This is a genomic window from Candidatus Anoxymicrobium japonicum (assembly GCA_002843005.1).
GTDB classification, from domain to species: domain Bacteria; phylum Actinomycetota; class Geothermincolia; order Fen-727; family Anoxymicrobiaceae; genus Anoxymicrobium; species Anoxymicrobium japonicum.
This window is the reverse complement of sequence record PHEX01000024.1, coordinates 1-21,181: the sequence shown is the minus strand read 5'-3', so window position 1 is coordinate 21,181 and position 21,181 is coordinate 1. Positions and strand designations below refer to the sequence as shown.

Annotated in this window: 18 protein-coding genes; 2 read left to right on the top strand and 16 right to left on the bottom strand. The window is 59.0% G+C overall.

What is annotated here, in order from left to right:
* Nucleotides 1-1,215 (top strand): hypothetical protein (locus CVT63_03695; protein PKQ28275.1); only part of this gene is annotated, 1,215 nt, incomplete at its 5' end.
* A gap of 98 nt (nucleotides 1,216-1,313) precedes the next feature.
* On the opposite strand, the gene CVT63_03690 is transcribed toward CVT63_03695, so the two are convergent.
* The 9 genes from CVT63_03690 to CVT63_03650 form a co-directional block, all read right to left on the bottom strand.
* Nucleotides 1,314-2,924, bottom strand: a complete 1,611-nt coding sequence (locus CVT63_03690; GenBank protein ID PKQ28274.1) for a hypothetical protein — start codon at nucleotides 2,922-2,924, stop codon at nucleotides 1,314-1,316.
* Nucleotides 2,921-3,742, bottom strand: coding sequence for a hypothetical protein (locus CVT63_03685; protein PKQ28273.1), 822 nt, complete (start codon nucleotides 3,740-3,742; stop codon nucleotides 2,921-2,923). The genes CVT63_03690 and CVT63_03685 overlap by 4 nt, the downstream gene beginning before the upstream one ends.
* A gap of 104 nt (nucleotides 3,743-3,846) precedes the next feature.
* Nucleotides 3,847-4,515: a hypothetical protein gene (locus CVT63_03680; protein PKQ28272.1), complete on the bottom strand. Its 669-nt coding sequence runs from the start codon at nucleotides 4,513-4,515 to the stop codon at nucleotides 3,847-3,849.
* The gene (locus CVT63_03675) at nucleotides 4,512-5,159 is read right to left on the bottom strand and encodes a hypothetical protein (GenBank protein PKQ28271.1); all 648 of its coding nucleotides are present in this window, start codon (nucleotides 5,157-5,159) and stop codon (nucleotides 4,512-4,514) included. The genes CVT63_03680 and CVT63_03675 overlap by 4 nt, the downstream gene beginning before the upstream one ends.
* A gap of 21 nt (nucleotides 5,160-5,180) precedes the next feature.
* Nucleotides 5,181-6,344 (bottom strand): hypothetical protein, encoded by a 1,164-nt coding sequence (locus CVT63_03670; GenBank protein ID PKQ28270.1) that lies wholly within the window; start codon nucleotides 6,342-6,344, stop codon nucleotides 5,181-5,183.
* Between the two features lie 97 nt (nucleotides 6,345-6,441).
* Nucleotides 6,442-6,987: a hydrolase gene (locus CVT63_03665; protein PKQ28269.1), complete on the bottom strand. Its 546-nt coding sequence runs from the start codon at nucleotides 6,985-6,987 to the stop codon at nucleotides 6,442-6,444.
* 50 nt (nucleotides 6,988-7,037) lie between these two features.
* Nucleotides 7,038-7,721 carry a potassium transporter TrkA gene (locus tag CVT63_03660; GenBank protein ID PKQ28268.1) on the bottom strand — a complete coding sequence of 228 codons (684 nt, stop codon included), beginning with the start codon at nucleotides 7,719-7,721 and terminating at the stop codon, nucleotides 7,038-7,040.
* An 18-nt stretch (nucleotides 7,722-7,739) separates the two neighbouring features.
* Nucleotides 7,740-8,390: a TrkA family potassium uptake protein gene (locus CVT63_03655; protein PKQ28267.1), complete on the bottom strand. Its 651-nt coding sequence runs from the start codon at nucleotides 8,388-8,390 to the stop codon at nucleotides 7,740-7,742.
* A 55-nt stretch (nucleotides 8,391-8,445) separates the two neighbouring features.
* The gene (locus tag CVT63_03650) at nucleotides 8,446-11,283 is read right to left on the bottom strand and encodes an ATPase (GenBank protein ID PKQ28266.1); all 2,838 of its coding nucleotides are present in this window, start codon (nucleotides 11,281-11,283) and stop codon (nucleotides 8,446-8,448) included.
* A 1-nt stretch (nucleotide 11,284) separates the two neighbouring features.
* Between CVT63_03650 and CVT63_03645 the strand changes: the two genes are divergently transcribed.
* A complete protein-coding gene (locus CVT63_03645) occupies nucleotides 11,285-11,539 on the top strand; it encodes a hypothetical protein (GenBank protein ID PKQ28265.1) in 255 nt (84 codons plus the stop codon).
* Nucleotides 11,540-11,553: 14 nt separating this feature from the next.
* Here the strand turns inward: CVT63_03645 and purH are convergent, their stop codons facing one another.
* The 7 genes from purH to CVT63_03610 all read right to left on the bottom strand — a co-directional run bounded on the left by purH (nucleotide 11,554) and on the right by CVT63_03610 (nucleotide 20,856).
* Nucleotides 11,554-13,107 carry a bifunctional phosphoribosylaminoimidazolecarboxamide formyltransferase/inosine monophosphate cyclohydrolase gene (gene purH, locus CVT63_03640; protein PKQ28264.1) on the bottom strand — a complete coding sequence of 518 codons (1,554 nt, stop codon included), beginning with the start codon at nucleotides 13,105-13,107 and terminating at the stop codon, nucleotides 11,554-11,556.
* 99 nt (nucleotides 13,108-13,206) lie between these two features.
* Nucleotides 13,207-13,818, bottom strand: a complete 612-nt coding sequence (locus tag CVT63_03635; GenBank protein PKQ28263.1) for a phosphoribosylglycinamide formyltransferase — start codon at nucleotides 13,816-13,818, stop codon at nucleotides 13,207-13,209.
* An 83-nt stretch (nucleotides 13,819-13,901) separates the two neighbouring features.
* On the bottom strand, nucleotides 13,902-14,936 hold the full coding sequence (locus CVT63_03630; GenBank protein ID PKQ28279.1) for a phosphoribosylformylglycinamidine cyclo-ligase: 1,035 nt from the start codon (nucleotides 14,934-14,936) through the stop codon (nucleotides 13,902-13,904).
* On the bottom strand, nucleotides 14,932-16,380 hold the full coding sequence (purF, locus tag CVT63_03625; GenBank protein ID PKQ28278.1) for an amidophosphoribosyltransferase: 1,449 nt from the start codon (nucleotides 16,378-16,380) through the stop codon (nucleotides 14,932-14,934). Before purF ends, CVT63_03630 begins: the two co-directional genes overlap by 5 nt.
* Before the next feature lie 80 nt (nucleotides 16,381-16,460).
* Nucleotides 16,461-18,662 carry a phosphoribosylformylglycinamidine synthase subunit PurL gene (locus CVT63_03620; GenBank protein PKQ28262.1) on the bottom strand — a complete coding sequence of 734 codons (2,202 nt, stop codon included), beginning with the start codon at nucleotides 18,660-18,662 and terminating at the stop codon, nucleotides 16,461-16,463.
* A gap of 51 nt (nucleotides 18,663-18,713) precedes the next feature.
* The gene (locus CVT63_03615) at nucleotides 18,714-18,962 is read right to left on the bottom strand and encodes a molybdopterin synthase sulfur carrier subunit (protein ID PKQ28277.1); all 249 of its coding nucleotides are present in this window, start codon (nucleotides 18,960-18,962) and stop codon (nucleotides 18,714-18,716) included.
* 4 nt (nucleotides 18,963-18,966) lie between these two features.
* The gene (locus CVT63_03610; protein PKQ28276.1) at nucleotides 18,967-20,856 is read right to left on the bottom strand and encodes an aldehyde:ferredoxin oxidoreductase; all 1,890 of its coding nucleotides are present in this window, start codon (nucleotides 20,854-20,856) and stop codon (nucleotides 18,967-18,969) included.
* Between the last annotated feature and the right edge of the window lie 325 nt (nucleotides 20,857-21,181).

The window sequence follows — 21,181 nt, the reverse complement described above, 5'->3', positions numbered from 1 at the left end:
GGCTTTGAGACCTACATCACCATCCAGAACCCGAACACGACAGCGGTCACCGCAATGGTGACTTACATGACAAAGACCGGCCCACAAACAAGGGCGGACATCACCCTTCCCCCTATATCCCAGACAGTCATAAACCCCAGAAACGACATAGGAGCGACAGACTTCTCCACGAAAGTGGAGTGCAAGGAGAAAAAGACAATAGCTGTGGACAGGCGCATGATATGGATGGGCCCGAATGCCGCCTCCCCGGAGGGACATGCCTCTATAGGGGTGACATCCCCCGCGAAAACGTGGTACCTCCCTGAAGGCTCCTCTAAGTGGGGGTTCGAGTGCTGGCTTCTCATACAGAATCCCAACGCCACGGACGCGACAGCGACCGTCACCTACATGATAGAGGGAGAGGGGCCAAAGACGATCACACATAATATCCCGAAAGCGTCCCGAGCCTCCTTTAACATGGAAACAGATATTGGGCAGAAAGACGCTTCTATCAAGGTGGTAAGCAACCAGCCGGTAATCCCCGAGCGCGCTATGTACAGAAACAACCGGCGGGGGGGCCACGACTCAATCGGCGCCACGGCGCCCGCAACCGACTACTATCTGGCGGAAGGCGCGACAGGCTATAACGTGAACTACATAACCTACGTGCTCGTGCAGAACCCCAACGCCACTCCAGCGGACGTAACCCTCACCTACATGACCCCCACCGGGGCAAAGCCTCAAGCCCCGTTCACAATGCCCGCCAACTCGCGCAAGACCATAAGGGTAAATGACCAGCTTGAACCCAATACCGATGTCTCTACGAAAGTCCACGGCTCCGCCCCCATAATCGCCGAGCGCGCCATGTACTGGGACAACGGGACAGGAGAGGCGTGCCACGACTCTATAGGGATGTCATCTCCCTACACCACCTTCTGCCTGCCTGACGGGGAGACGTACAACGGCACGGAAACCTGGATCCTGGTGCAGAATCCTAACAACGAGGAAGTGACGGTAGAGATCACTTACATGACCCCAACCGGAACGGGAAACGCCGTCTTCACAGAGAAGATCCCCGCCAACTCCCGCAAGACGTTTAACATGTCAGACAAAATACCGAGTGGCCGCGCCGCCATCAAAGTCACCTCTAAGACCTCCGGCAAGAAGATCATGGTAGAGCGCGCCATGTACTGGAACAACAGAGGCGCGGGCACGGACACAATCGGCGGAATTTAACTTTCGGAGCAGGTCTTTTTTTTAAAGTTGTAAATGTTTTCATAGGTAAAGCGTCAGCGACTTTAAAAAAAGACCTGACCCCAAAGTTAAGCGTGCAACTATTGAGATCTGGTTGCATTTAGAAACCTCTTGAGCGATTTCTGGAGAGCTTTTTCACCAAATGTCATGCATGCCGCGAAGAAGTATCCGGAGCCGGGATATGAAGCGAGATCCACGTGCTCAACCTCGCGGGCCAGCGACTCGGAGCGCACGCGTTCCTCGACAGAGCACAACAGCACCCGCGCACCCATGCCAGCGGCGTTTCCGGCCTGCATAAAGCTTTCGGGCGGCAGCGGAGGGAACATGCCGAGCGCGAGTGCCGACGCGGGGTCGATGAAGCTCCCAAACGAGCCGGCGAGGATTATCGTTTCCAGGTCGCCACCTTTGACGCACGCCCGCTCGAGAAGCATCTCGATGCCGCCACGTATGGCGCCCTTGGCTTTCTGTATCTCTCGGACGTCGTCCTGGCTGATCGTTATAGGCTTCTCTCCCGCGCGCTCCGCCAGCAGGAAAACGATATCCCCGTCCTCCTCCCGCACGCCGGGCGCGCCTTTGACCAGGCGCCCGCTCGCCTCCACCGAGCCAAGCCGCAACATGCAGGCGAGCGCGTCCACTATCCCCGATCCGCATATGCCTTTTGGCGGCCCGTCTCCCATCGTCTCGACAACGAGCCTCTCGTTTTCATCGACCGATACGCGCGATATCGCTCCCTCGCGCGCCCGCAAGCCGTAACGGATTCCCGCGCCTTCGAAAGCGGGGCCGGAGGCGCAGGAGCAGCACGAGAGCCGGCCTCCCGAAACGAGCGTGACCTCGGTGTTAGTGCCAATGTCAACGAGAAGCGTTGGGGCGCCGCGCAGGAATACGCGGCTGGCGACAAGCGCGGCGAGATGATCGGAGCCGACGAAACCACCGATGAGCGCGGGCATGTGTATATGTGAAGTCGGCATGACTCTCAGACCGAGATCGCGCGCGCGCAGATCCCGAGCCGACGAGGAACTCGGGTTGAACGGGTTGCGGCAAAGCTGCGATATGGGGAGACCGAGAAAGAGGTGGTGCATCGCGGTGTTTCCCACCGCCACGACCTCGCACGCATCCATAGCCTCGAATGACACGCCCTCGGCGAGCCTGTCAAAACACGAGTTTAGTTCTTCGACGAGGATATTCTTCATCGCATCAGCCTCCACGGAATCTTCCGCGGCGTGTAGCCTGGTGATGAGGTCCTCGCCAAAAGACGACTGCGGGTTGGGCACCGCCATGGAGGAGAGCACCTGACCCGTAGAAAGCGAAACCAGGTAGACGGCCAGCTTGCTGGTTCCGATGTCGATCGCGAAGCCGAACGGCTGCGTCTCAAAGGGACCGTCTAACGCGAAAGATGACAGAAGCTCGGTGTCTTCAAGGTTTACGGTAAGCGTGCTATCTTTCCGCGGAAATAACCTGCAGAGCAGGCGCCACCCGTCGGCGAGCTCTTCGGAAGTCAGAAGCTTCGACTCCTGTTCGTCAGGCGCCGGCGCGTCGCCTTCGACGCGGGCGCGACACGATCCGCACAGCCCCTTTCCGCCACAGACGGCGTACAGATTGAGACGCTTTCCGGCCAGCGCCGACAGCATCGAGCGACCTTCTTTTACGTCGATGAGGACGTCGCGCGGTAGTACCCTGATGTGTGAAGTCAATTGTCACGCTTCCGACGCCTGTATCGCTTCATGAATCGGGCCGCCCTGGGATCCCTGCCGCACATCACATCGGAGGAGAATATCGCCAACATCACAGCCTCGTCCAGCGGGTTGACAAGCGCGGCGTCCAGCCCGGCGTCGATTGACATCGAGATGAAAGCGGAGTTGAGCGCGGACCTGGAGGGCATGCCGTAGCTGACGTTGGAGGCGCCGAGAAGTGTCCCGCAGCCAAGCTCCTCGTGACAGCGCTCGATACATTCCAGTGTAACTTTCGCGGGCGACCCCAGGCCGGCGGGCAGGGTAAGAAAATCTATGAGAAGTCTATCGCGGTGAAGCCCGTACTCTTCGCAGGTCTCGACGATGACTCTCGCGAGCCGCATCCTCTCGACGCAGGTCTCGGGGATCATCGACGAGTCCTTTGCCATGCCGACCAGGTAGGCGCCGGCCTTCGCGGCGGCGGGCGCGACTGCTTCGATCGAAGCGCGGTCGGCGATTACACTGTTGACCAGCCAGCCCTCCGGGGCGCCGTCGAGGGCGGCCCTCAGCGCCGCGGGGTCGCTCGAGTCGACACAGACCGGAAGGTCTGACGCTTCGACCGCCATCCGGGCCGCCCGCGGGAGCAGATCGACCTCGTCGACGCCGGCGCAACCGACGTTGACGTCGATGAAGTCGCACCCCGCCGCCGCCTGCTCCACCGCCTCTTTTTCGATGACCTCGAGTTCCCCGGACGACAGAGCGCTCGAGAGCGCGGTTCTGCCGGTGGGATTTATGCGCTCACCCACGATAACAGTGTGCCCGAACTTCTCCGCTATACTCACGTGGCCTCTCCTTTATCTACTCGGACATAAAAACCGCTTGAAGGCGGCCTCTTAGGCCGCCTTGCCTGTCCGCGCCTGAGAGACGCGGTTCAAGAAGCAAGAGGCTACCAGAAACGGTTCTGCTCAATCGTCTCGCCGGGCTCGACCACCACGAACTCCTCGTCCCAGACGCCCGCAAGCAGTTTCTCGAGCAACCGGCTTGATCCGTGGAGCTCCTCGTACCTCAAGTCCAGCGCCGACGCCACCTCTTCCGCCAGACGCCTGTACTCTTCGATCCTGTGCTCTCCCGTGTCAATGAAAGCGAGAGTCGTATAGTTCTTCAGCGCCGCCTTGATGATCCTCTCCGCCCGCTTTTCGCCATACTTCTCCACAAGCTCTTCCCTCTGGCCGAAAGGCTGCCCCGAAGCTTCTATCCAGCCCTTGGTCAGAAAATAGGTGCCGGGTTCACTGCGAAGTCGCCGCAATCTCTCAGCTTGCGAGCCCAGAAAGAGCGAGATGCAATCGTCGACGCGCGGCACCGCCAGCCGGCCGGACGGGTTGACAAGCCCGATCGCGGCGTTCGAGCACAACCCATATCCGAGGATGACGTCTCCCCCGGCGCTCGATATCTCCGCCTGGAGCGATTCCCTGAGCTCCCCGGACTCGACGTGCAGCCCGAGGTCGAGCACGGACATCTCGTCACGCGAAGCGCCGAGCCGCTCGAGCACCTCAGCGACGACCGCGCAGGAAACGATCCTGCGCCTGAAGCTAGTGGATCGTCCGCCAGCCGTCACGCCTCCATGAACGATTCGAAAATACGCACGGCCTCCACGGCGTCCCGGCCAAGCGCGTCAACACCCATCTTCCGCACAAGCTCTTCGGTCGTGCAGGCCCCGCCGATCGCTATCTTCACCTGGTCGCGCAAGCCGGCCGAGTCCAGCTCTTTTACGACTTCGCCGATGGAGTCGACCATCGAGGTCAGAAGAACCGAAAGCCCAACGCCGCGGGCCCCGCTGAACTTCACCGCGTCCACGACTCTGGCCGCGTCCACGTCCACGCCGAGGTCGATGACTTCGAAGCCGCTGCTCTTAAGCATCGTGGCCACGAGATTCTTGCCGATATCGTGCACGTCGCCCTTGACCGTGCAGAGGACGACGGTCCCCTTCGCCATAGCTTCGCATCCCTCGAGAAGCGGCTCCAGCACTTCGAGGCCGTCCTTCATGACCTCGCCCGCGAGTACCAGGTCGGCGAGGTAGTACTCGCCCTTCTCAAAAAGAGATCCCACCTCGGACATCCCGTCGCACATCGCCGCCAGAAGTTCCGGGGCGGTTATCCCCGCGTCCAGCGCCTCGCGCAACAGGTCGGGAGTATCCTCCAGCTCCAGGTCTCTCACCACCACTTTTACTTTTCCGATATAGTCTTCCACTTTAACCTCCAATATCCTGATCGCGCCCCGCCCTCAATCTGCGTCCGGGTAAGCGCCGAACTCCTTTGCCGCCGCCACCATCCAGCGAGTGCGCTGCACCGACACGTCAGAGAGGCTGTTTGTGGCGGAAAGTATGTAGCCGCCGCCAGAACCCGCGGCATTTATCAATGCGCGAACGCCTTCGAAAACCTCCTCCTTCGTCGCGTCAACCAGCATGTGTGTCACGTCGAAATTGCCCACCAGGCACATGCGATCTCCGACCATCTCCTTCGCTTTCGCGAGCTCCATGCCGGCGGTAGGCTCGAAACCTTGTACGCCGTCGAAGCCGCAGTCGGCAAGCCATCCCAGAAGGTCATAGGTATTGCCGCATGAATGTAAAACAATCTTCATCCCGAGGTCATGTGCCGTCGACGTGAGCCTCTTGTAAGCCTCCTCGTAGAGCTCCTTAGAAAGCCGGGGATTCAACATCGGCCCGGACCGGTAGGCGAGGTCGTCTCCAAGAATAACCCCCGGTACGCCCGCCTCCGCCATCGCCTCGAGCATCATGCAGAAAAGATCCAGCAGAAAGCGGATCTGCCGTCTGATAAACTTCTTCTCCTTGCGCGCCGCGACGACAAAACGCTCGAACCCCATGCTCTGCCAGCACAGCTCGAAGAGCCCTCCGTGAAAGCTGCCAAAAATGAAAAGTTTGTCCCCGAGCTCTTTACAGATCTTTGAGTATGCGGAATACGTCTTCATCGGAATCTTCATCGTCCGCCACTTGTCCCAGGCGTCCCAGTCAGCCTCGCTTTTAATATTACCGCCGTTGTACATGGGCCCAAGAGGAATGCCGCGCTTGTCGAAGGCCAGCAGGAACGAGCGGCCATACGCGTCGACGAGACCCTTCGTGTCGATGCTGCTGATGCCAGCGATGTGCTGTATCCAGGCGGCGTCGAAACCCAACGCGACAGCGGAACGCGCCTGGTCGAGGGCAAAACCTTTCATGCCAAACTCTATAACCGGACCGGCTAACGGAGTGCGGGCCGCGAAGTCCAGAAACGAGCAGAGATGGGGGTTCTCCAGCATGCGGCCGATGGGGAACGAGCGCTTGCCGAGGATCTCGTTAACCGCGGCGTACTGGTTGTTCAAGTCCATGATGGGAACCCGGTCGGCGGCTTTCCCCTCAAGAGCTATTTTGGTTCTCTCAACCTGATTCATTTGAAGCCTCCCGTTAACAGCCTGCTCACCGTGAACATATTGTAATTCAAATATTCCCTGTTTCGTGGCTGGGCTGACGTTGCACTGTTGATGAGCTTCAGCGTATGAGCTTCAACGTCTCCTTGAACTCATCGGTTCCCGCTCGCTTGAGCGCCTCGTAAATGAACATCTCGGTGGATGTGATCGTGGCGCCTTCAAACCCCATGCGCTCGAGAGCGATTGTTCGGTTCTCCGCCGTCCGTGAGGACACAGCGTCGGCGACTATGTGCACATTGAAGAACCGCAACAGGCTCAAGGCCGTTTGGGTCACACAGATGTGGCTCTCGATGCCCGCCAGGACGACGGTCCATCTGCCGAGTTCCATCAGGGTTTCCGCGAAGCGTGGAACCTGATAGGCGTCGAAGTCGAGCTTGGAAATCGGGTCGAAGCCATTGATCTCGTTTGCCAACTCGCTGACGGTCGGCCCGAGTTTTTCCTGTTCGGTCACAAGCACCGGAACTCCCACGATCTTCGCGAAGCGCGCCAGCTTGAGCGCGTTTGAGAGCACCTTCTCTTTCTCGTCCATTACGGCGAGCAGCTTTTCCTGCATATCGATAATCACCAGGACGCACTCCTCGCGGAAAAATTCGTTCGTCATTTTCATCACCGTTCCTCGAAACGCAACAAAGGGGGCCTGACCCCCTTTGTTGCGTTTCAGTCAACTGAGGTTGTGGAGGCTGTGTGGCCCAGCAGGCGTTCCAGCGCGTCTTTATTGTTGATGTTGGTTATCGCCAGAACTTTGTCATCCTTTAGAAATACCGTGTCGGCGGTTGGAATCATCATCGCGCCCTCGCGCACAACAGTCACAATAAGCGTCTCGGGCGGCAACTCGAGCTCGGACACTCTTTTTCCGAGCGCGCTCGCGTCACCGGTCACTGTTATTTCTACCAGAGAGACGTCACCCGCCTGCAGCTTCATGACAGTCACAACTTCACCCAGGGTAGTCTCTTCCTCGACGATTTTAGCGATGATATCCGGCGCGCTGATTCCGACGTCAACGCCCCACGCCTTCGTGAACAGCCAGTTGTTGATCGGGTTGTTTACCCGCGTGATCACCTTGTGAACATCGTACTCGAATCTGGAGAGATAAGAGATAACCAGGTTGTCCTCGTCGTCTCCCGTGACCGCGAGCACAAGTTCGGCGTTCTTGACGCCCACCATCTCCAAAACCCACGGCTCGCACCCGTCCTCGGTTATGATCTTCACGCCAGGCAGTTTCTCCTCGAGAACACGCGCCCTGTCCAGGCTCTGTTCAATCAATACGATCTCGTTCTTCTCCTCGAGCATTTTGGCGAGGAAAAACCCTACCGTTCCTCCGCCGACTATCAGCACCCGCATTGTCAGTCTCCTTGATTATCAGGCTCCGAAGAACATTCTCTTGAACTTGCCGATGCTTTCCCTTAGAACCATCACGCTGATGACGTCATCCCGCTCCAGCTTCGTGCCGGAAACAGGCATGAAAGCCGAGCCCAGTCTCTCAATCGACGCGATGTGTATCTCCCCGGGAACCTCGAACTCCCCTGTCGTACGGCCCACCAGCGTTTCAGGCACGCGGGCTTCCATGAGCTCAACCTCGCCGTTTCCAAAAGTGTCCCTGGTGTAGGACGTCTCGAGAAACAACAGATCCATGATCCTGTTGACTCCCCACGTAACAGGAGCGACCGTCGGTATTCCCATTCGTCTGTATATCTGGGCGCGCCGCGGGTCATAAATGCGGGTGATTACCCTGGGCACGTGAAACACATCTTTAGCGACTATTGAAGACACGATATTGGAGTTGTCTCCGCTCGAGACCGCGACGAACGAGTCCGCCCGCTCGACGCCGGCCTCTATCAAGGCGTTCGGATCGAATCCGACACCGGTGACGGTCGCGCCCTTGAACTCCAGCCCGAGCAGATGAAACGCGGTCGGGTTCCTGTCGATGACAGCGACGCTATGCCCTTCTTCGTCGAGCTTGCGGGCAAGGCGCGCGCCGGCCCTTCCACACCCCATGATCACTATATGCATGTCGCTTTATCCCTCCGGCAGTCTCCGCGCGGCAAAAGAGAAGAAACAGCCTCTATCAGGCCGCCTTTCGATCTTCCGCCTCAACAACCATTTCAATCGTGTCGCGCCCCGTGCCGTGAACTCGCCGAACCACCGCTTTTCGACCTTCCTCCGCAAAGAATATCACGACCGGGCCGATAAGCATGAACAACCAGACGTATCCGCTCAAGTGAGCGGTGCGAAACACGTTTTTGAGTCCCGGGACATATACCAGAGCCAGTAGAACCAATCCCTCTGAAACTATCCCCCAGAGGTAGAAACGGTTGGTGAAAAACCCGACCTTGAAGATAGACTCCCTGTTGCTGCGACATGACAATCCGTTCCCGATTTGCGTGATAACGATGCCGGCGAAGCACGCTGTGGTCGCCATCATATAAACGTGACCGCTTTTTGGCAGGCTGCTGATGCCCATCGAGGGGCGCCAGCCGTCCAGCAGAAATACAAAGAAAAAGGCGGCCATAGCGGCCGCGCCCTCTATGATGCCCAGAAAACCGTAAGCCCTCGCGATGGTGTTTTTATTGAGCAACCGGTCTTTCCGGGATCGTGGCGGTCTCAGCATCACATCCGATTCCGGCTTCTCGGCGCCAAGCGCAAGAGCGGGAACCAGATCGGACCCAAGGTCAATCGCAAGCATCTGCATGGCCAGCAAGGGAAGCGGGATCCTTATCATTACGTACAGCAAACAAGGTATTACTTCCGCTATGTTGTGCGTGATGATATAGGTGATGAAGCGGCGTATGTTGTCATATATAGCGCGGCCTTCCTCGACCGCACTGACGATGGAAGCGAAATTATCGTCGGTCAGGATCATGTCCGCGGCCTCGCGCGCGACATCCGTGCCCACAATGCCCATCGCCACGCCGATGTCGGCGACCTTGATGGCCGGCGCGTCGTTCACCCCATCGCCTGTCATGGCGACAATCTCACCCCTGCTTTTTAGCGCAAGCGCGACCCTCATCTTGTGCTCGGGTGAAACGCGCGCGAATATCAGATCGGGCTCGTCCAGCGCCGCCTCAAGGTCGTCCTCGGACATTCCGTCGATCTCTACCCCTGAAACCACCCTCACGTTCGTGCCCTGTACCAGGCCAATCCCACGAGCGATCGACTCGGCCGTAACGCCGTAGTCACCCGTTATCATGATGACCCGGATGCCCGCGGTCCGGCACCTGGCAAGCGCTTCTTTGATCTCTTTGCGTGGGGGATCCAGCATAGCGGCGAGCCCAACGAACACCATGTCGCGCTCGGTCTCGTCAACCTCGTAATGTTTCCGCTCGTCGCCCATCTCCCGATACGCGAACCCAAGCACGCGAAGTGATCGCCTGGCATACTTGTCGTTTCGCTCGAGAATCTCCGCCTTTTCTTCCTCGGTTATCGGCTTCGGACCGCCAGGGCGCCAGATCGCGGAACAGCGGCTGAGCACCTCCTGTGGTGCGCCTTTCACCAGGGCCTCCACCTGTTGTGACCCCTCTGCCCTGTTCCCGGGCGCTCCCGTCTTCTTGTGGATGGTCGTCATCATCTTCCTGCGTGAGTCAAAGGGAAGCTCGTAATATCGCCGATACTCACGAAGCTTTTCCTCGTACTCAAAGCCAGCTTTCTTTGCCAGAACCATCAAAGCCGCCTCAGTCGGATCTCCCAGTATCGTCCACCTGTCACGCTCGGGGGGCCGGGGGGCGCAAAGCCGTGAGTTGTTGCAAAACGACGCGATTCGCGCGAGCTCGGCGATCTCGTCTCGCTCTTCATCGGTGGGTGGGCGGCCATCGATCTTGAAGTCGCCGGCCGGCTCGTAGCCGGCGCCGGAGACGTGGACCACCTTGCCGTTCACCCAGAGCTCACAAACAGTCATCTCGTTGGTTGTGAGGGTACCGGTCTTGTCGGTACAGATGACTGTCGTGCTGCCCAGGGTCTCGACTGAAGATAACTTCTTGATAAGAGAGTGACGATCCGTCATTCTCTTTGTTCCCATCGCCAGAGCGAGCGACACCGTCGGCAACAATCCCTCCGGCACGTTCGCGACAATGAGGCCGATCGCGAATACGAAAGAACCGGTGCGCGAGAGATGAACCACGAAGTACCCGAGCACAAAGAAGATAAAGCCAACGCTAACCGCGATCGCGGCAATGGCTCTGGAAACGTTGCCAAGCTCGATCTGGAGAGGGCTAGGCGCCTCCTTCACTTCCTGCGTGAGGCTCGCGATCTTGCCGATCTCGGTTGCCATACCGGTGGCGTACACAACCGCCTTGCCGTTGCCCGTCACAACATTAGTGCTGGCGAAGACGAAGTTCGGCAAATCCACGAGCCTTTCCTGCCTGTTGTCGATGGCCTCGGACCGCCTGATCTGCGGTTCGGATTCGCCTGTCAAAGTCGAATTGTCAACACGCATTTCCATCACCTCGAGGAGTCGAGCGTCGGCGCTCACACTGTTGCCCGCCTCGAGCATCACAATATCGCCCGGGACGAGCGTCTCCGCGTCGATCTCCTGCTCCTCGCCATCGCGCAGCACGCGCGCTTTGCGCGGTAAAATCTTCGCCAGACTCTCAACAGCCTGCTCGGCGCGGTACTCCTGCCAGAAGGAAAAAGCGGCGTTTATCAGTACGACGAGAAAGCACGCTATGCCGAGAGAAATCTGGTCGCTGAATATAGCCAGGATGCCCGCGAGCCAGAGGAGCAGGGCGAGTGTGTGTGTAAACTGAGCCGCGACTTTTCGCCAGATGGGAACGGCGGCCTTCTTTTGCAGGACGTTCTCACCGTACTCCGCGAGACGCCCCGCGGCTTCCACGGAAGCAAGGCCCTCAGGTGTCGTTTTTAACAGGCCGCAAACGTCCCGTTCGTTGGTTGAGTAAAGACCTTTGTTCATATTGATCGTTTATCGACAGACCATGATGAGCGATTACCACTTCCACAGTTTGCGCACTACGTTCCTGCCTATGATTTTGTTCCTGTATCTCCTGGCCATTTTCTTCGGGCTGCCTGAGGCCAGAACTTCCGCGTCTCTTGTTATGCGAGACAAGTTAAACAGCTTTGAGGATAACTTCTTCGCCATGACACCTCCAATCTCATCTCAGGGGTCAGGCACCGTCTACCTTTCCGCAGTAAAGGTAGACGGCGCCTGACACCTCTACTTATATTAGTGCCTGAAGTGCCTCCGTCCGGTCATGACCATCGCCATGCCGTGCTTCTCGCAGACTGTGAGGGCGTCGGCGTCTTTCTTTGAGCCGCCTGGCTGTATGACCGCCACGGCCCCGGCCCCGGCGACTTTCTCAACAGCGTCGGGGAACGGGAAAAACGCATCCGAGGCGACCGAGCATCCGGCGGCGCGCGGGCCGGCTTTCTCAACCGCGATCATGGCGGAGTCGACCCGGCTCATCTGGCCCGCGCCGATGCCGACGGTCGCTTTACTCTTCGCCAGCACGATGGCGTTGGACTTGACGTGCTTGCACACCTTCCAGGCAAATATAATATCCTCCCACAGCGAAGCTGTGGGCTCGTTCGGGGTAACTACCTTCCAGCTCGAGCGGTCGTACGGATCCGTGTCGTACTCCTGCGCGAGCAAGCCACCGTGGATGCGGCGGAAGTCTTTGCCGCTGGCCTGCGGATCGGCGATATCGCCCATTTCGAGGATGCGGATATTCTCCTTCTCCTTGAGGACAGCGAGGCCTTCTTCCTCGAACGATGGAGCGAGCAGCAGCTCGATAAAGTTGCTCTTCATCGCCTCGGCGGTGTCCTTGTCAAGCGGCCTGTTGATAGCGATGACCGAGCCGAACGCGGAGACCGGGTCGCAATCGAGCGCTTTCTCATACGCGACGGAAAGCCTGTCGTCAACCGCCACCCCGCACGGGTTGTTGTGCTTGATGATTACGCATGCCGGCTCATCGAACTCGAGGACGCAGTTCCAGGCCGCCTCGCCGTCGAGAATGTTGTTGAAGGAAACAGCCGGCCCGTGAACCTGGGGCGCGGTCGCGAGCGAGCCGCCAACGGTGCCCTGTTCGGCATAGAGCGCCGCGGACTGGTGGGGGTTCTCGCCGTAGCGCAGGGAAGATGCCTTCTTGAACCCCACCACGAGCGAGTCGAGAAACTCCCCTCCCATGCCCTCCTGCCCGGTGAGATATGAACTGATCATCGCGTCGTACTCGGCTGTGTGGGTGAACGCCTCGCGAGCCAGGTCGCGGCATGTCTCGACGCTCAGTTCGCCACCGGATTTTTTCATCTCCTCGATGATCGTCCTGTAACGCGAGTGCTTCACGACAACCGCTGCGTTCGCATGATTCTTGGCCGCGGCGCGAACCATGGTCGGGCCACCTATGTCGATATTCTCGATAGCGTCTTCGCGGGTCACACCCGGCTTTGCCACTGTCTGAGCGAAGGGGTACAGGTTCACCACCACGAGGTCGATAAGCGGGATTTTCTGATACTCAACCTGTCGCATGTGGTCAGGATTCCCGCGGTCGGCAAGTATCCCTCCGTGGATTTTCGGGTGGAGCGTCTTTACTCTCCCATCGAGCATCTCGGGGAAGCCCGTCACTTCCGCCACCGGCGTTGCGGCAATGTTGTTCTCTCTCAGAAGCTTGTACGTGCCGCCTGTTGAAATTATTTCGACCCCCATCGCGTCAAGCTCGCGCGCGAACCACACCACATCCGTCTTGTCGGAAACGCTTATGAGAGCACGCTTTATCCTGGGCATTCAAACTCCTTTCAGCGGGCGGATATCAGTCCGCCCACACTATGAGTTGCGGAATCCGCAACTCTTGTCAGTGGCACTGTTTACCGGACGTTTTCTCCTTTAAGGAGAAGAAAGTATTTTCACCCGACGCCCATCGACTGTCAGCCGCCCCGTTGCGAAAAGCCTGATCGCGCGAGGGTATATCCGGTACTCCGAGAGGTGTATGCGGTTATGCAACGTTTCCAGGTCGTCGCCCTCTTCCACCAGCACCGCCTCCTGCGCGATGATCGGCCCGGAGTCGAGGCCTTCGTCAACGAAGTGAACCGTAACCCCTGTTACCTTTACACCGTGTTCGAGCGCGTCCACCACACCGCGCTCACCGGGAAAGCACGGAAGGAGAGCCGGGTGGATATTCATTATCCTGTCCCGGAACGCATCTATGATCTCATGCCCCACCAGCTTCATGTAGCCGGCCAGAACGACCAGATCCACCTTCGCTTCTCGCAGTATCTCGACAATCGCCCGGTCAAACGCCGACCTGTCGGGGAAGTCGGTAAGTTCGATGACTTTCGTCGCGATGCCCCTGCGCCGGGCCCGCTCGAGGGCAAACGCGGATGGGTTGTCGCTCACGACCACCGCGATCTCAGCGGGAACGTCACCGTCATCAATCGCTTGCGCGATAGCCTCGAGATTGGTCCCCGAGCCTGAAGCCAGAACTCCGATCCTCATCATGCTTAACTCCCTTAAGAGGCACCTACCGCAACCAGGGGTCAGGCACCGTCTACCGCTAAAGCGGTAGACGTTGCCAGACCCCATTAATTAAAGCGGACGGGACCCGCGCCCGTGACTACCTCTCCTATCTCAAACGCGTGATACAGGCTCTTGTCCAGTATCCGGAGCGCCTTGCGAACCTGCGACGACGGCAGTACCAGTATCATGCCAATACCCATGTTGAAGGTCCTCAGCATCTCAAACAGGTCGATATTTCCAACCTTTTGAAGAAACGTGAAGATATTTTTTACCGGCCAGGAACCGTAAAGTATCTCCGCGTGAACGTTATCGGGCAACGCGCGCGGCAGGTTGTCCGTGATGCCGCCGCCTGTGACGTGCGCCACGGCCTTGACGTCGCACTCCGCGGCCACCTCGAGAACCACTGGCGCATAAATGATAGACGGCGTCAACAGTTCCAGTCCGAGTGGATTCGCTAGCTCCCTGGTGTGGTCATCGAGGTTGAACTCCCCCGAATCGAAGAGAAGCTTCCGGGCAAGAGAATACCCGTTCGAGTGCAGCCCCGAGGAAGCGATGCCTATGATCTTGTCCTCGGGCATCACCGTAGAGCCGTCAATTATTCTGTCTTTCTCGACCACGCCCACGCAGAAACCCGCGAGGTCGTAGTCGTCCGGATCCATCACTCCCGGATGCTCGGCGGTCTCTCCACCGATGAGCGAACACCCCGCCTTCTCGCAACCGTCCGCCACGCCGCCCACGATCTCCGCGATCCTGTCAGGGATGACCTTACCCGTGGCGATGTAGTCCTGGAAGAAAAGCGGCTCAGCGCCGCACGTGACTACGTCGTCCACGCACATGGCGACGAGATCAACACCGACGGTATCATGCTTGTCGAGCATCTGCGCGAGCTTGAGCTTTGTGCCGACGCCATCCGTGCCGGACGCGAGCACCGGACTCCTGTAACGAGACAGATCCAGCTCAAAAAGCGAATTGAAACCGCCCAGAGAAGTCATCACCTCGGGGCGCATTGTCGAAGCGACGCGGCCTTTGATAAGTTCGACGGCTCTGTCGGCGGCTTCGATGTTCACCCCGGCCCACCTGTAATTTTTCTGTCGATCAATATCCGCCGGCACTGCGCCCGACCTCCTTTTGAGCTGACGTCTTCTCCTTCAGCCGGAACTTGGACGACTTGAAATCCTCAGGCGCTTTCATCGGATAAACCCCGTCGAAGCAAGCGGTGCAGAACTTGTCCCTGGCGTTCCCGCAGGCCTTGAGGAGATTCTTCATGCTCAAGTAGTGCAAGGAGTCGACGCCCAGGAACTCCCTGATCTTCCTGACGTTGAATTTCGACGCGATGAGTTCGTTGCGCACCGCAGTGTCAATACCGTAAAAGCAAGGATAACTGATAGGCGGAGAACTCACCCTTATGTGGATTTCGGCGGCGCCGGCCTCCTTGAGCATTTCAACTATTTTCTGGCTCGTCGTGCCGCGCACGATTGAGTCATCCACCACAACCAGGCGCTTGCCAGCGATGACCTGTGTCAGCGGGTTCAGCTTGAGCCTGACGCCGAGCTGCCTGATCGCCTGCGTGGGCTGGATAAAAGTGCGCCCGATGTAGCGATTTTTTATGAGCCCTTCCCCAAACGGGACGCCAGACTTCTCGGCGAACCCGATAGCCGCCGGCACTCCCGAGTCGGGAACCGGGATCACGATATCGGCCTCGATGGGCGCCTCCTCAGCCAGGTGCATTCCCATCTCTTTGCGAGCGTCATAAAGCACGCGGTCGTACAGGAGCGAGTCGGGCCGCGCGAAGTAAATGAACTCGAATATGCACAACGACGGCCGTGCCGCGTCAGCAAAGCGTCTGGATGTGACACCGTTTTCGTTCACCTGCACAATCTCACCGGGCTCAATCTCGCGGATGAACTTCGCGCCAACAACATCGAGCGCGGCGGTCTCGCTCGCGATAAACGTCGCGCCATTTCTTGCCCCCAGGCACAACGGACGTATCCCGTACGGGTCGCGAACGCCGAAAAGGCCTTCCTCTGTCAGTATGACAGCGGAATAAGCTCCCTGGAGCATAGGGAACGTCCCGGCAATCGCTTCGATCGTGGTCGCGGCGCTCGAATAACCCAGCAGGCTGCTCATGATCTCAGTGTCAGTCGTCGAGGTGAAGGTAGCGCCCCGTGTACACAGCCACTCGCGTAGCGACTCCGTATTGAGCAGATTCCCGTTATGGGCGATCGCGTGCGGGCCACGATCCGTGATGTCGTACATCGGCTGCGCGTTCTCCCAGTAGGAGGAGCCGGTCGTGGAGTAGCGCACGTGTCCGATAGCCGAGTTCCCTGTCAGGCTGACAAAACTGTTCTCGTTGAAGACCTGGGAAACCAGGCCCATGTCCTTGACGACGAGGATGCCATCGCCACTGGTAACGGCGATGCCGGCGCTTTCCTGACCCCGGTGCTGCAACGCGTACAGCCCGAAATAGGTGACCCTGGCGACCTCCTCGCCAGGCGCCCAGACGCCGAATACGCCGCATTCCTCCTCAGGGGAATCGCTATCCATGCGTCCATCCTCGAACGTTTCTTTCACAGTGCTGTCATCTCCCGAGCACTCCTCTAAAGCGATATAGTCAATATCATTTCTTAATGGTGAGCCCCCGCGACCATCCTCTCGAGCGCGGTATCGTAAATTACTTTCATCTCATCGAGCGCGAAATCAAGGATTCCATCGACATTCAGCGCGTCGCCTCCGACAGCGCCCAGCACGCGGACGGGAACGCCCAACCCATCCGCCGTCTCAATAAACTCCACCAGGTTCTCAGAAGAGACGCTGACCAGAGCCCTCGCCTGTGTCTCGCTGAAGAGGGCCATGTGCGGCGCGTTCCCCTCCGGCAACTCTATCTTCGCGCCGACGCCGCCCCAGATGCACGACTCGGCGAGCGCGACTCCAAGCCCTCCCTCCGAGAGGTCGTGCGCGGAAGCAAGGAGGTGGCTTGCCGCGGCCCGCGTGAGGCACTCGATTAGCGCCTTCTCCGCGTCCCAATCGATGGCGGGCGGCTTGCCCTCGACCCTCTTGTGCAAAACCTTCAAATACTCGCTGCCACCCAGATCTTCTCGCGTCTCACCAAGCAGCAGTATCCTGTCCCCCTCGGACTTGAACTTTGATGTGACCCTGTTGTTGACATCATCGAGGAGCCCGAGCATCCCTATGACCGGCGTGGGATAGATAGCCTCGCCGAAAGACTCGTTGTAGAAGCTCACGTTGCCGCCGACCACCGGCGTGTCGAGCTGCCTGCAACCGTCCGCCAGGGCCTCGACCGACTGGACGAACTGCCAGAAGATACCCGGCTTCTCAGGGTTCCCGAAATTGAGACAGTTTGTGATGGCGATCGGCGTCGCGCCCGCGCATGCCACGTTGCGCGCGCTCTCGGCGAGCGCGATCTGGGTTCCGACTCGCGGGTCGAGGTACGCGTAACGTCCATTGGAGTCGCAGGAGAGCGCGATGCCGGCGCCAGTTTCCTTTACCCGCAGGACACACGCGTCCCCGCCGGGAAGCACGACCGTGTTGTCCCCGACCATGTGGTCGTACTGCTCAAAAACCCATCGCCTCGAGCAGATGTTCGCGGAAGATAGCAGCTTCTCGAGCGTCTCACACAGATCGTCCGGCGCGGGCAAAGTCGCGGTGTCAAAAACGTTGACCATGTCCAGGTAAGCGGGACGCTCGGCGGATCTGTGGTACTCGATCCCCTGTGCGAGTGCGCTTGCCGGCACGCTTGCTATAACATCATCTTCCCAAAGGAGCCGCAGGTCGTCGCCCTCCGTAACGCGCGCGAGGGCGGTCGCGTCCAGCCCCCACTTGTCGCAGATGTCGAGCACCTCCCGCAAGTTCTCCTCAGAGCAGATGGCGAACATCCTCTCCTGTGACTCCGACATCATGATCTGTATCGGTTCCATGTCCCGCTCTCTCAAGGGAACTTTGGAGACGTCAACATCCATCCCGCAGCCGCCGCGATCGGCGGTCTCGCACACCGCGCAGGTGAGGCCGGCGCCCCCCAGGTCTTGCAGGCCCAGCAGCAGGTTCCGGTCCAGCATCTCGAGGCACGCTTCGATTTCGAGTTTTTCAGTGAACGGGTCTCCAACCTGGACACTTGGGCGCTTCTCGGCGCTTGTCTCGTCAAACTCCTGGGACGCGAGCACGCTCACCCCGCCGATGCCGTCGCGCCCTGTGCTCGAGCCTATCAACACGCACCAACTGCCAGGTGTTGACGCGCGCCCCAGGATCAGGCGTTTGGCGGGCATGATCCCCAGACACATAACGTTGATCAGGGGGTTCTCTTCATACGCTTCCTCAAAGTAGAGGTCTCCTCCCACGGTCGGAATGCCCAGGCAGTTGCCGTACGACGCGATGCCGGCGACCACGCCATCCAGCAGGTAGCGTGTCCTTGGATTGTCAAGCGAGCCGAACCGGAGCGAGTCGAGGCTCGCGATCGGCCGGGCGCCCATAGTGAAAATGTCGCGCACTATGCCGCCCACACCCGTAGCCGCCCCCTGGAAAGGCTCCACCGCGCTGGGGTGGTTGTGGGACTCCAGCTTGAAACAAACCGCGTAGCCTTTGCCGATATCCACCACGCCCGCGTTCTCACCGGGGCCCAGAAGTATTCTCGGCCCCTCTGTCGGGAGCTTGCGCAACTGCTCCTTGGAACTCTTGTAACTGCAGTGCTCCGACCACATCACCGAGAACATCCCCAGCTCGACTTTGTTGGGCTCGCGGCCCAGGATATTCTTGATCTTCTCGTACTCGTCTTCCGTGAGGCCCAGTTCCTCGTAAAGCTCCGGCAAAACCATCACTCCTGTCCGTCTGAGCGCAAAAAGGGGTCAGACACCTTTTTGCATGAATCAACCGCCGCCGAGCGGCGGGAAAATTGACACAACGTCATCGGGCTCGAGCTTCGTTCTCCTGCCCTTCCTTTGCGCCACGTTTTTCCCGTTGATAAGCACAGTGCTGATCCGTAGATACCTGTCCAGTCTGCCCCCGTAATCAGTCGAGAGGCGCTCGAGAGCCTCTTTAACCGTGCCCGCTTCCATCTCTATTTCGCGAGCCCCCGCAATCTGTCTCAGTGCCGCGAAGAATTGAATGGTAGGCATGTGACTAACCACGAACTCCCAGTTTCGCGAGCGTTTTCGCGGTCGGCGCGCCAGCGTGGTCAAGCCCCCTGATCCTGTAGTAAACGGGCAACATTTTTGCAAGCGGCACGCGTGATCGCGGATCCGATGTCTGCAGCTCGTCGGTAGAGCGGCGCGGGAGGGTATCCTCGACGCCCGTGATGCCTTCCCTGATGTTGAACAGCCGCTCGATCAGGTATGTCCGCTGACCTATCTCTATGTATTTCGCAAACGTCATTTTCATGCCGGTGAGGTCGGTTATCGCCTTCGGGTGCTGCAGCAGATCCATCGGCGGAACGAACGCCAGCGCCTTCGGATACTTGAGCAGCAACGAAATGACGGGTCCGGATCCCTCGAGCGCCTTAGCCGCTATTCGATAGAGCAGCCCCGAAGGTTTCAATCCGAGCACCTTCCTTGGCACAGCCGTGAACCCCGTGAACTGACAGCTCCCGGCGTCGGACAGCGCGTCCAGCAGTATCTGCAACAGTGCGGTGAGTTGCGGCTTGGCGTGGGTAGTCAGCGGATCCATGGTAAGCGGCCCGTTGGCCTCGAAGTAGACCATGTACCCACCGGCGATGTGGCAGCCGCCGCGGTTCGCGATCGCGTAACCGAGCCCGTGACCGACCGCGCCGCGCGGCTCGTAAGCCGCGAGCTCCATTCCCTTCACGTGCATCGCGAACTCCTTGCCGCCGTACTTTTCCGACATGCGCCGCACGCCCTCGGCGAGTTGGGCGCCCACACCCCTGCGGTAGGCGATGTCCTCGATCAATTCGGCGATGCCCTCTGTCTTGCCAAACTCGAGGGTGGAGTCGAAGAGGCCTTTCTCGGTAAGCTCCATCGCAAAGCCGAGTACGTTGCCCAGCGTTATCGTGTCAATCCCCATCAGGTCGGCTTTATAATTCCACTCGCAGATCCTGGCGAGGTCGGCGTTTTCTATGTTGGGCCCCAGCAAGCCGATCGTCTCGTACTCCGGGCCCTTGACGTCCTTGCCGCCGACGTTGACCCGCCTGCCACACTTGATCACGCAAGAGGAGCACCCGAAATTTTTTGTAAGTAAGGTCTCGGCAAGCGTCTCTCCACTTACGGCGTCGGCCTTGTCGAATGTGCCACGCTGGAAGTTGTGCGTCGGCATCGTGTTGGTCGCGTTGCACCGATTGACGAACACCGCTGTGCCGTAGGAAGGCATCATCTCGCCTGTGGCCGGATGGCCCCGCAGTATTTCTATCCACTTCTTGACGTCATCTTTGAACTTCTCGGGCGCCGCGACAGTCGCCCTGGCCCTGCCTTTCGCCGTCACGGCCTTGACGTTCTTGGATCCCATCACAGCGCCCGCCCCGCCGCGCCCCGCCGCGCGTTCCTGGGAGATGATGCAGGCGTACGGGACGCCGTTCTCGCCGGCGGGCCCAATAACTATTTTTCCTGTGTCCCCGGGGAGTTTCTCCTGTGTCTCCTCTGTGTCCAACCCCCAGAGGCCAGACGCGTCACGGAGCTCAACCTCACCGTTCTCCACGTGTATCCAGGTTGGCTTCTCAGCCTTGCCCCGGATGATTATCCCGTCCAGCCCGGCTTTTTTAAGAAACATCCCGAAATTCCCGCCGCAGTTGCTGGAGAGCCCGCCGCCGGTCAGCGGCGACTTGGTCGTGACATTGAACCTGCTGGTGCACGGCGCACCGGAGCCCACTAGCGGCCCCGTGTTGACGATGAGAACGTTGTCAGGCCCGAGTGGATCCACGCCTTTCTCACATGTGTCGTACAGGATGCGAGCAGCGAGCCCCTTGCCGCCAAGGTATTTCTCACGGAGATCGTCTGAAACTTCGTACTCGGATACCTGGCCGGTAGAGAGGTTGACATCCAGAAAAGTTCCCGTGTACCCCATGTAATTGCTGCTCATTTCACGGTTCCTTTCTGTTAAGTGGCAATGTGATTATATCAAGTAGAAAATCCGGACGGAGTGAGATTGAGCAATTTTTCCGCCCTCGCTTAACTTTGGGGTCAGGCACCGTCTACCGCTACGTCTACCGCAACCAGGGGTCAGGCACCGTCTACCGCTGCGTCTACCGCAACCAGGGGTCAGGCACCGTCTACCGCTGCGTCTACCGCAACCAGGGGTCACCTGTAAGAAGCCCAAGTCAAGACACACCTCTCCTTGATCCCCGCTCGCGGGGATGTCAAATTCGTCTTGACTTGGGAGGAGACCCCGT

Excerpts from the sequence above, each read along its gene's own strand:
- CVT63_03670 (PKQ28270.1), bottom strand. The coding sequence starts at position 6,344 with ATGAATCAGGTTGAGAGAACCAAAATAGCTCTTGAGGGGAAAGCCGCC.
- CVT63_03665 (PKQ28269.1), bottom strand. The coding sequence starts at position 6,987 with ATGAAAATGACGAACGAATTTTTCCGCGAGGAGTGCGTCCTGGTGATT.
- CVT63_03660 (PKQ28268.1), bottom strand. The coding sequence starts at position 7,721 with ATGCGGGTGCTGATAGTCGGCGGAGGAACGGTAGGGTTTTTCCTCGCC.
- CVT63_03655 (PKQ28267.1), bottom strand. The coding sequence starts at position 8,390 with ATGCATATAGTGATCATGGGGTGTGGAAGGGCCGGCGCGCGCCTTGCC.
- CVT63_03650 (PKQ28266.1), bottom strand. The coding sequence starts at position 11,283 with ATGAACAAAGGTCTTTACTCAACCAACGAACGGGACGTTTGCGGCCTG.
- purH (PKQ28264.1), bottom strand. The coding sequence starts at position 13,107 with ATGCCCAGGATAAAGCGTGCTCTCATAAGCGTTTCCGACAAGACGGAT.
- CVT63_03635 (PKQ28263.1), bottom strand. The coding sequence starts at position 13,818 with ATGATGAGGATCGGAGTTCTGGCTTCAGGCTCGGGGACCAATCTCGAG.
- purF (PKQ28278.1), bottom strand. The coding sequence starts at position 16,380 with ATGGATAGCGATTCCCCTGAGGAGGAATGCGGCGTATTCGGCGTCTGG.
- CVT63_03620 (PKQ28262.1), bottom strand. The coding sequence starts at position 18,662 with ATGGTTTTGCCGGAGCTTTACGAGGAACTGGGCCTCACGGAAGACGAG.
- CVT63_03615 (PKQ28277.1), bottom strand. The coding sequence starts at position 18,962 with ATGCCTACCATTCAATTCTTCGCGGCACTGAGACAGATTGCGGGGGCT.
- CVT63_03610 (PKQ28276.1), bottom strand. The coding sequence starts at position 20,856 with ATGGGGTACACGGGAACTTTTCTGGATGTCAACCTCTCTACCGGCCAG.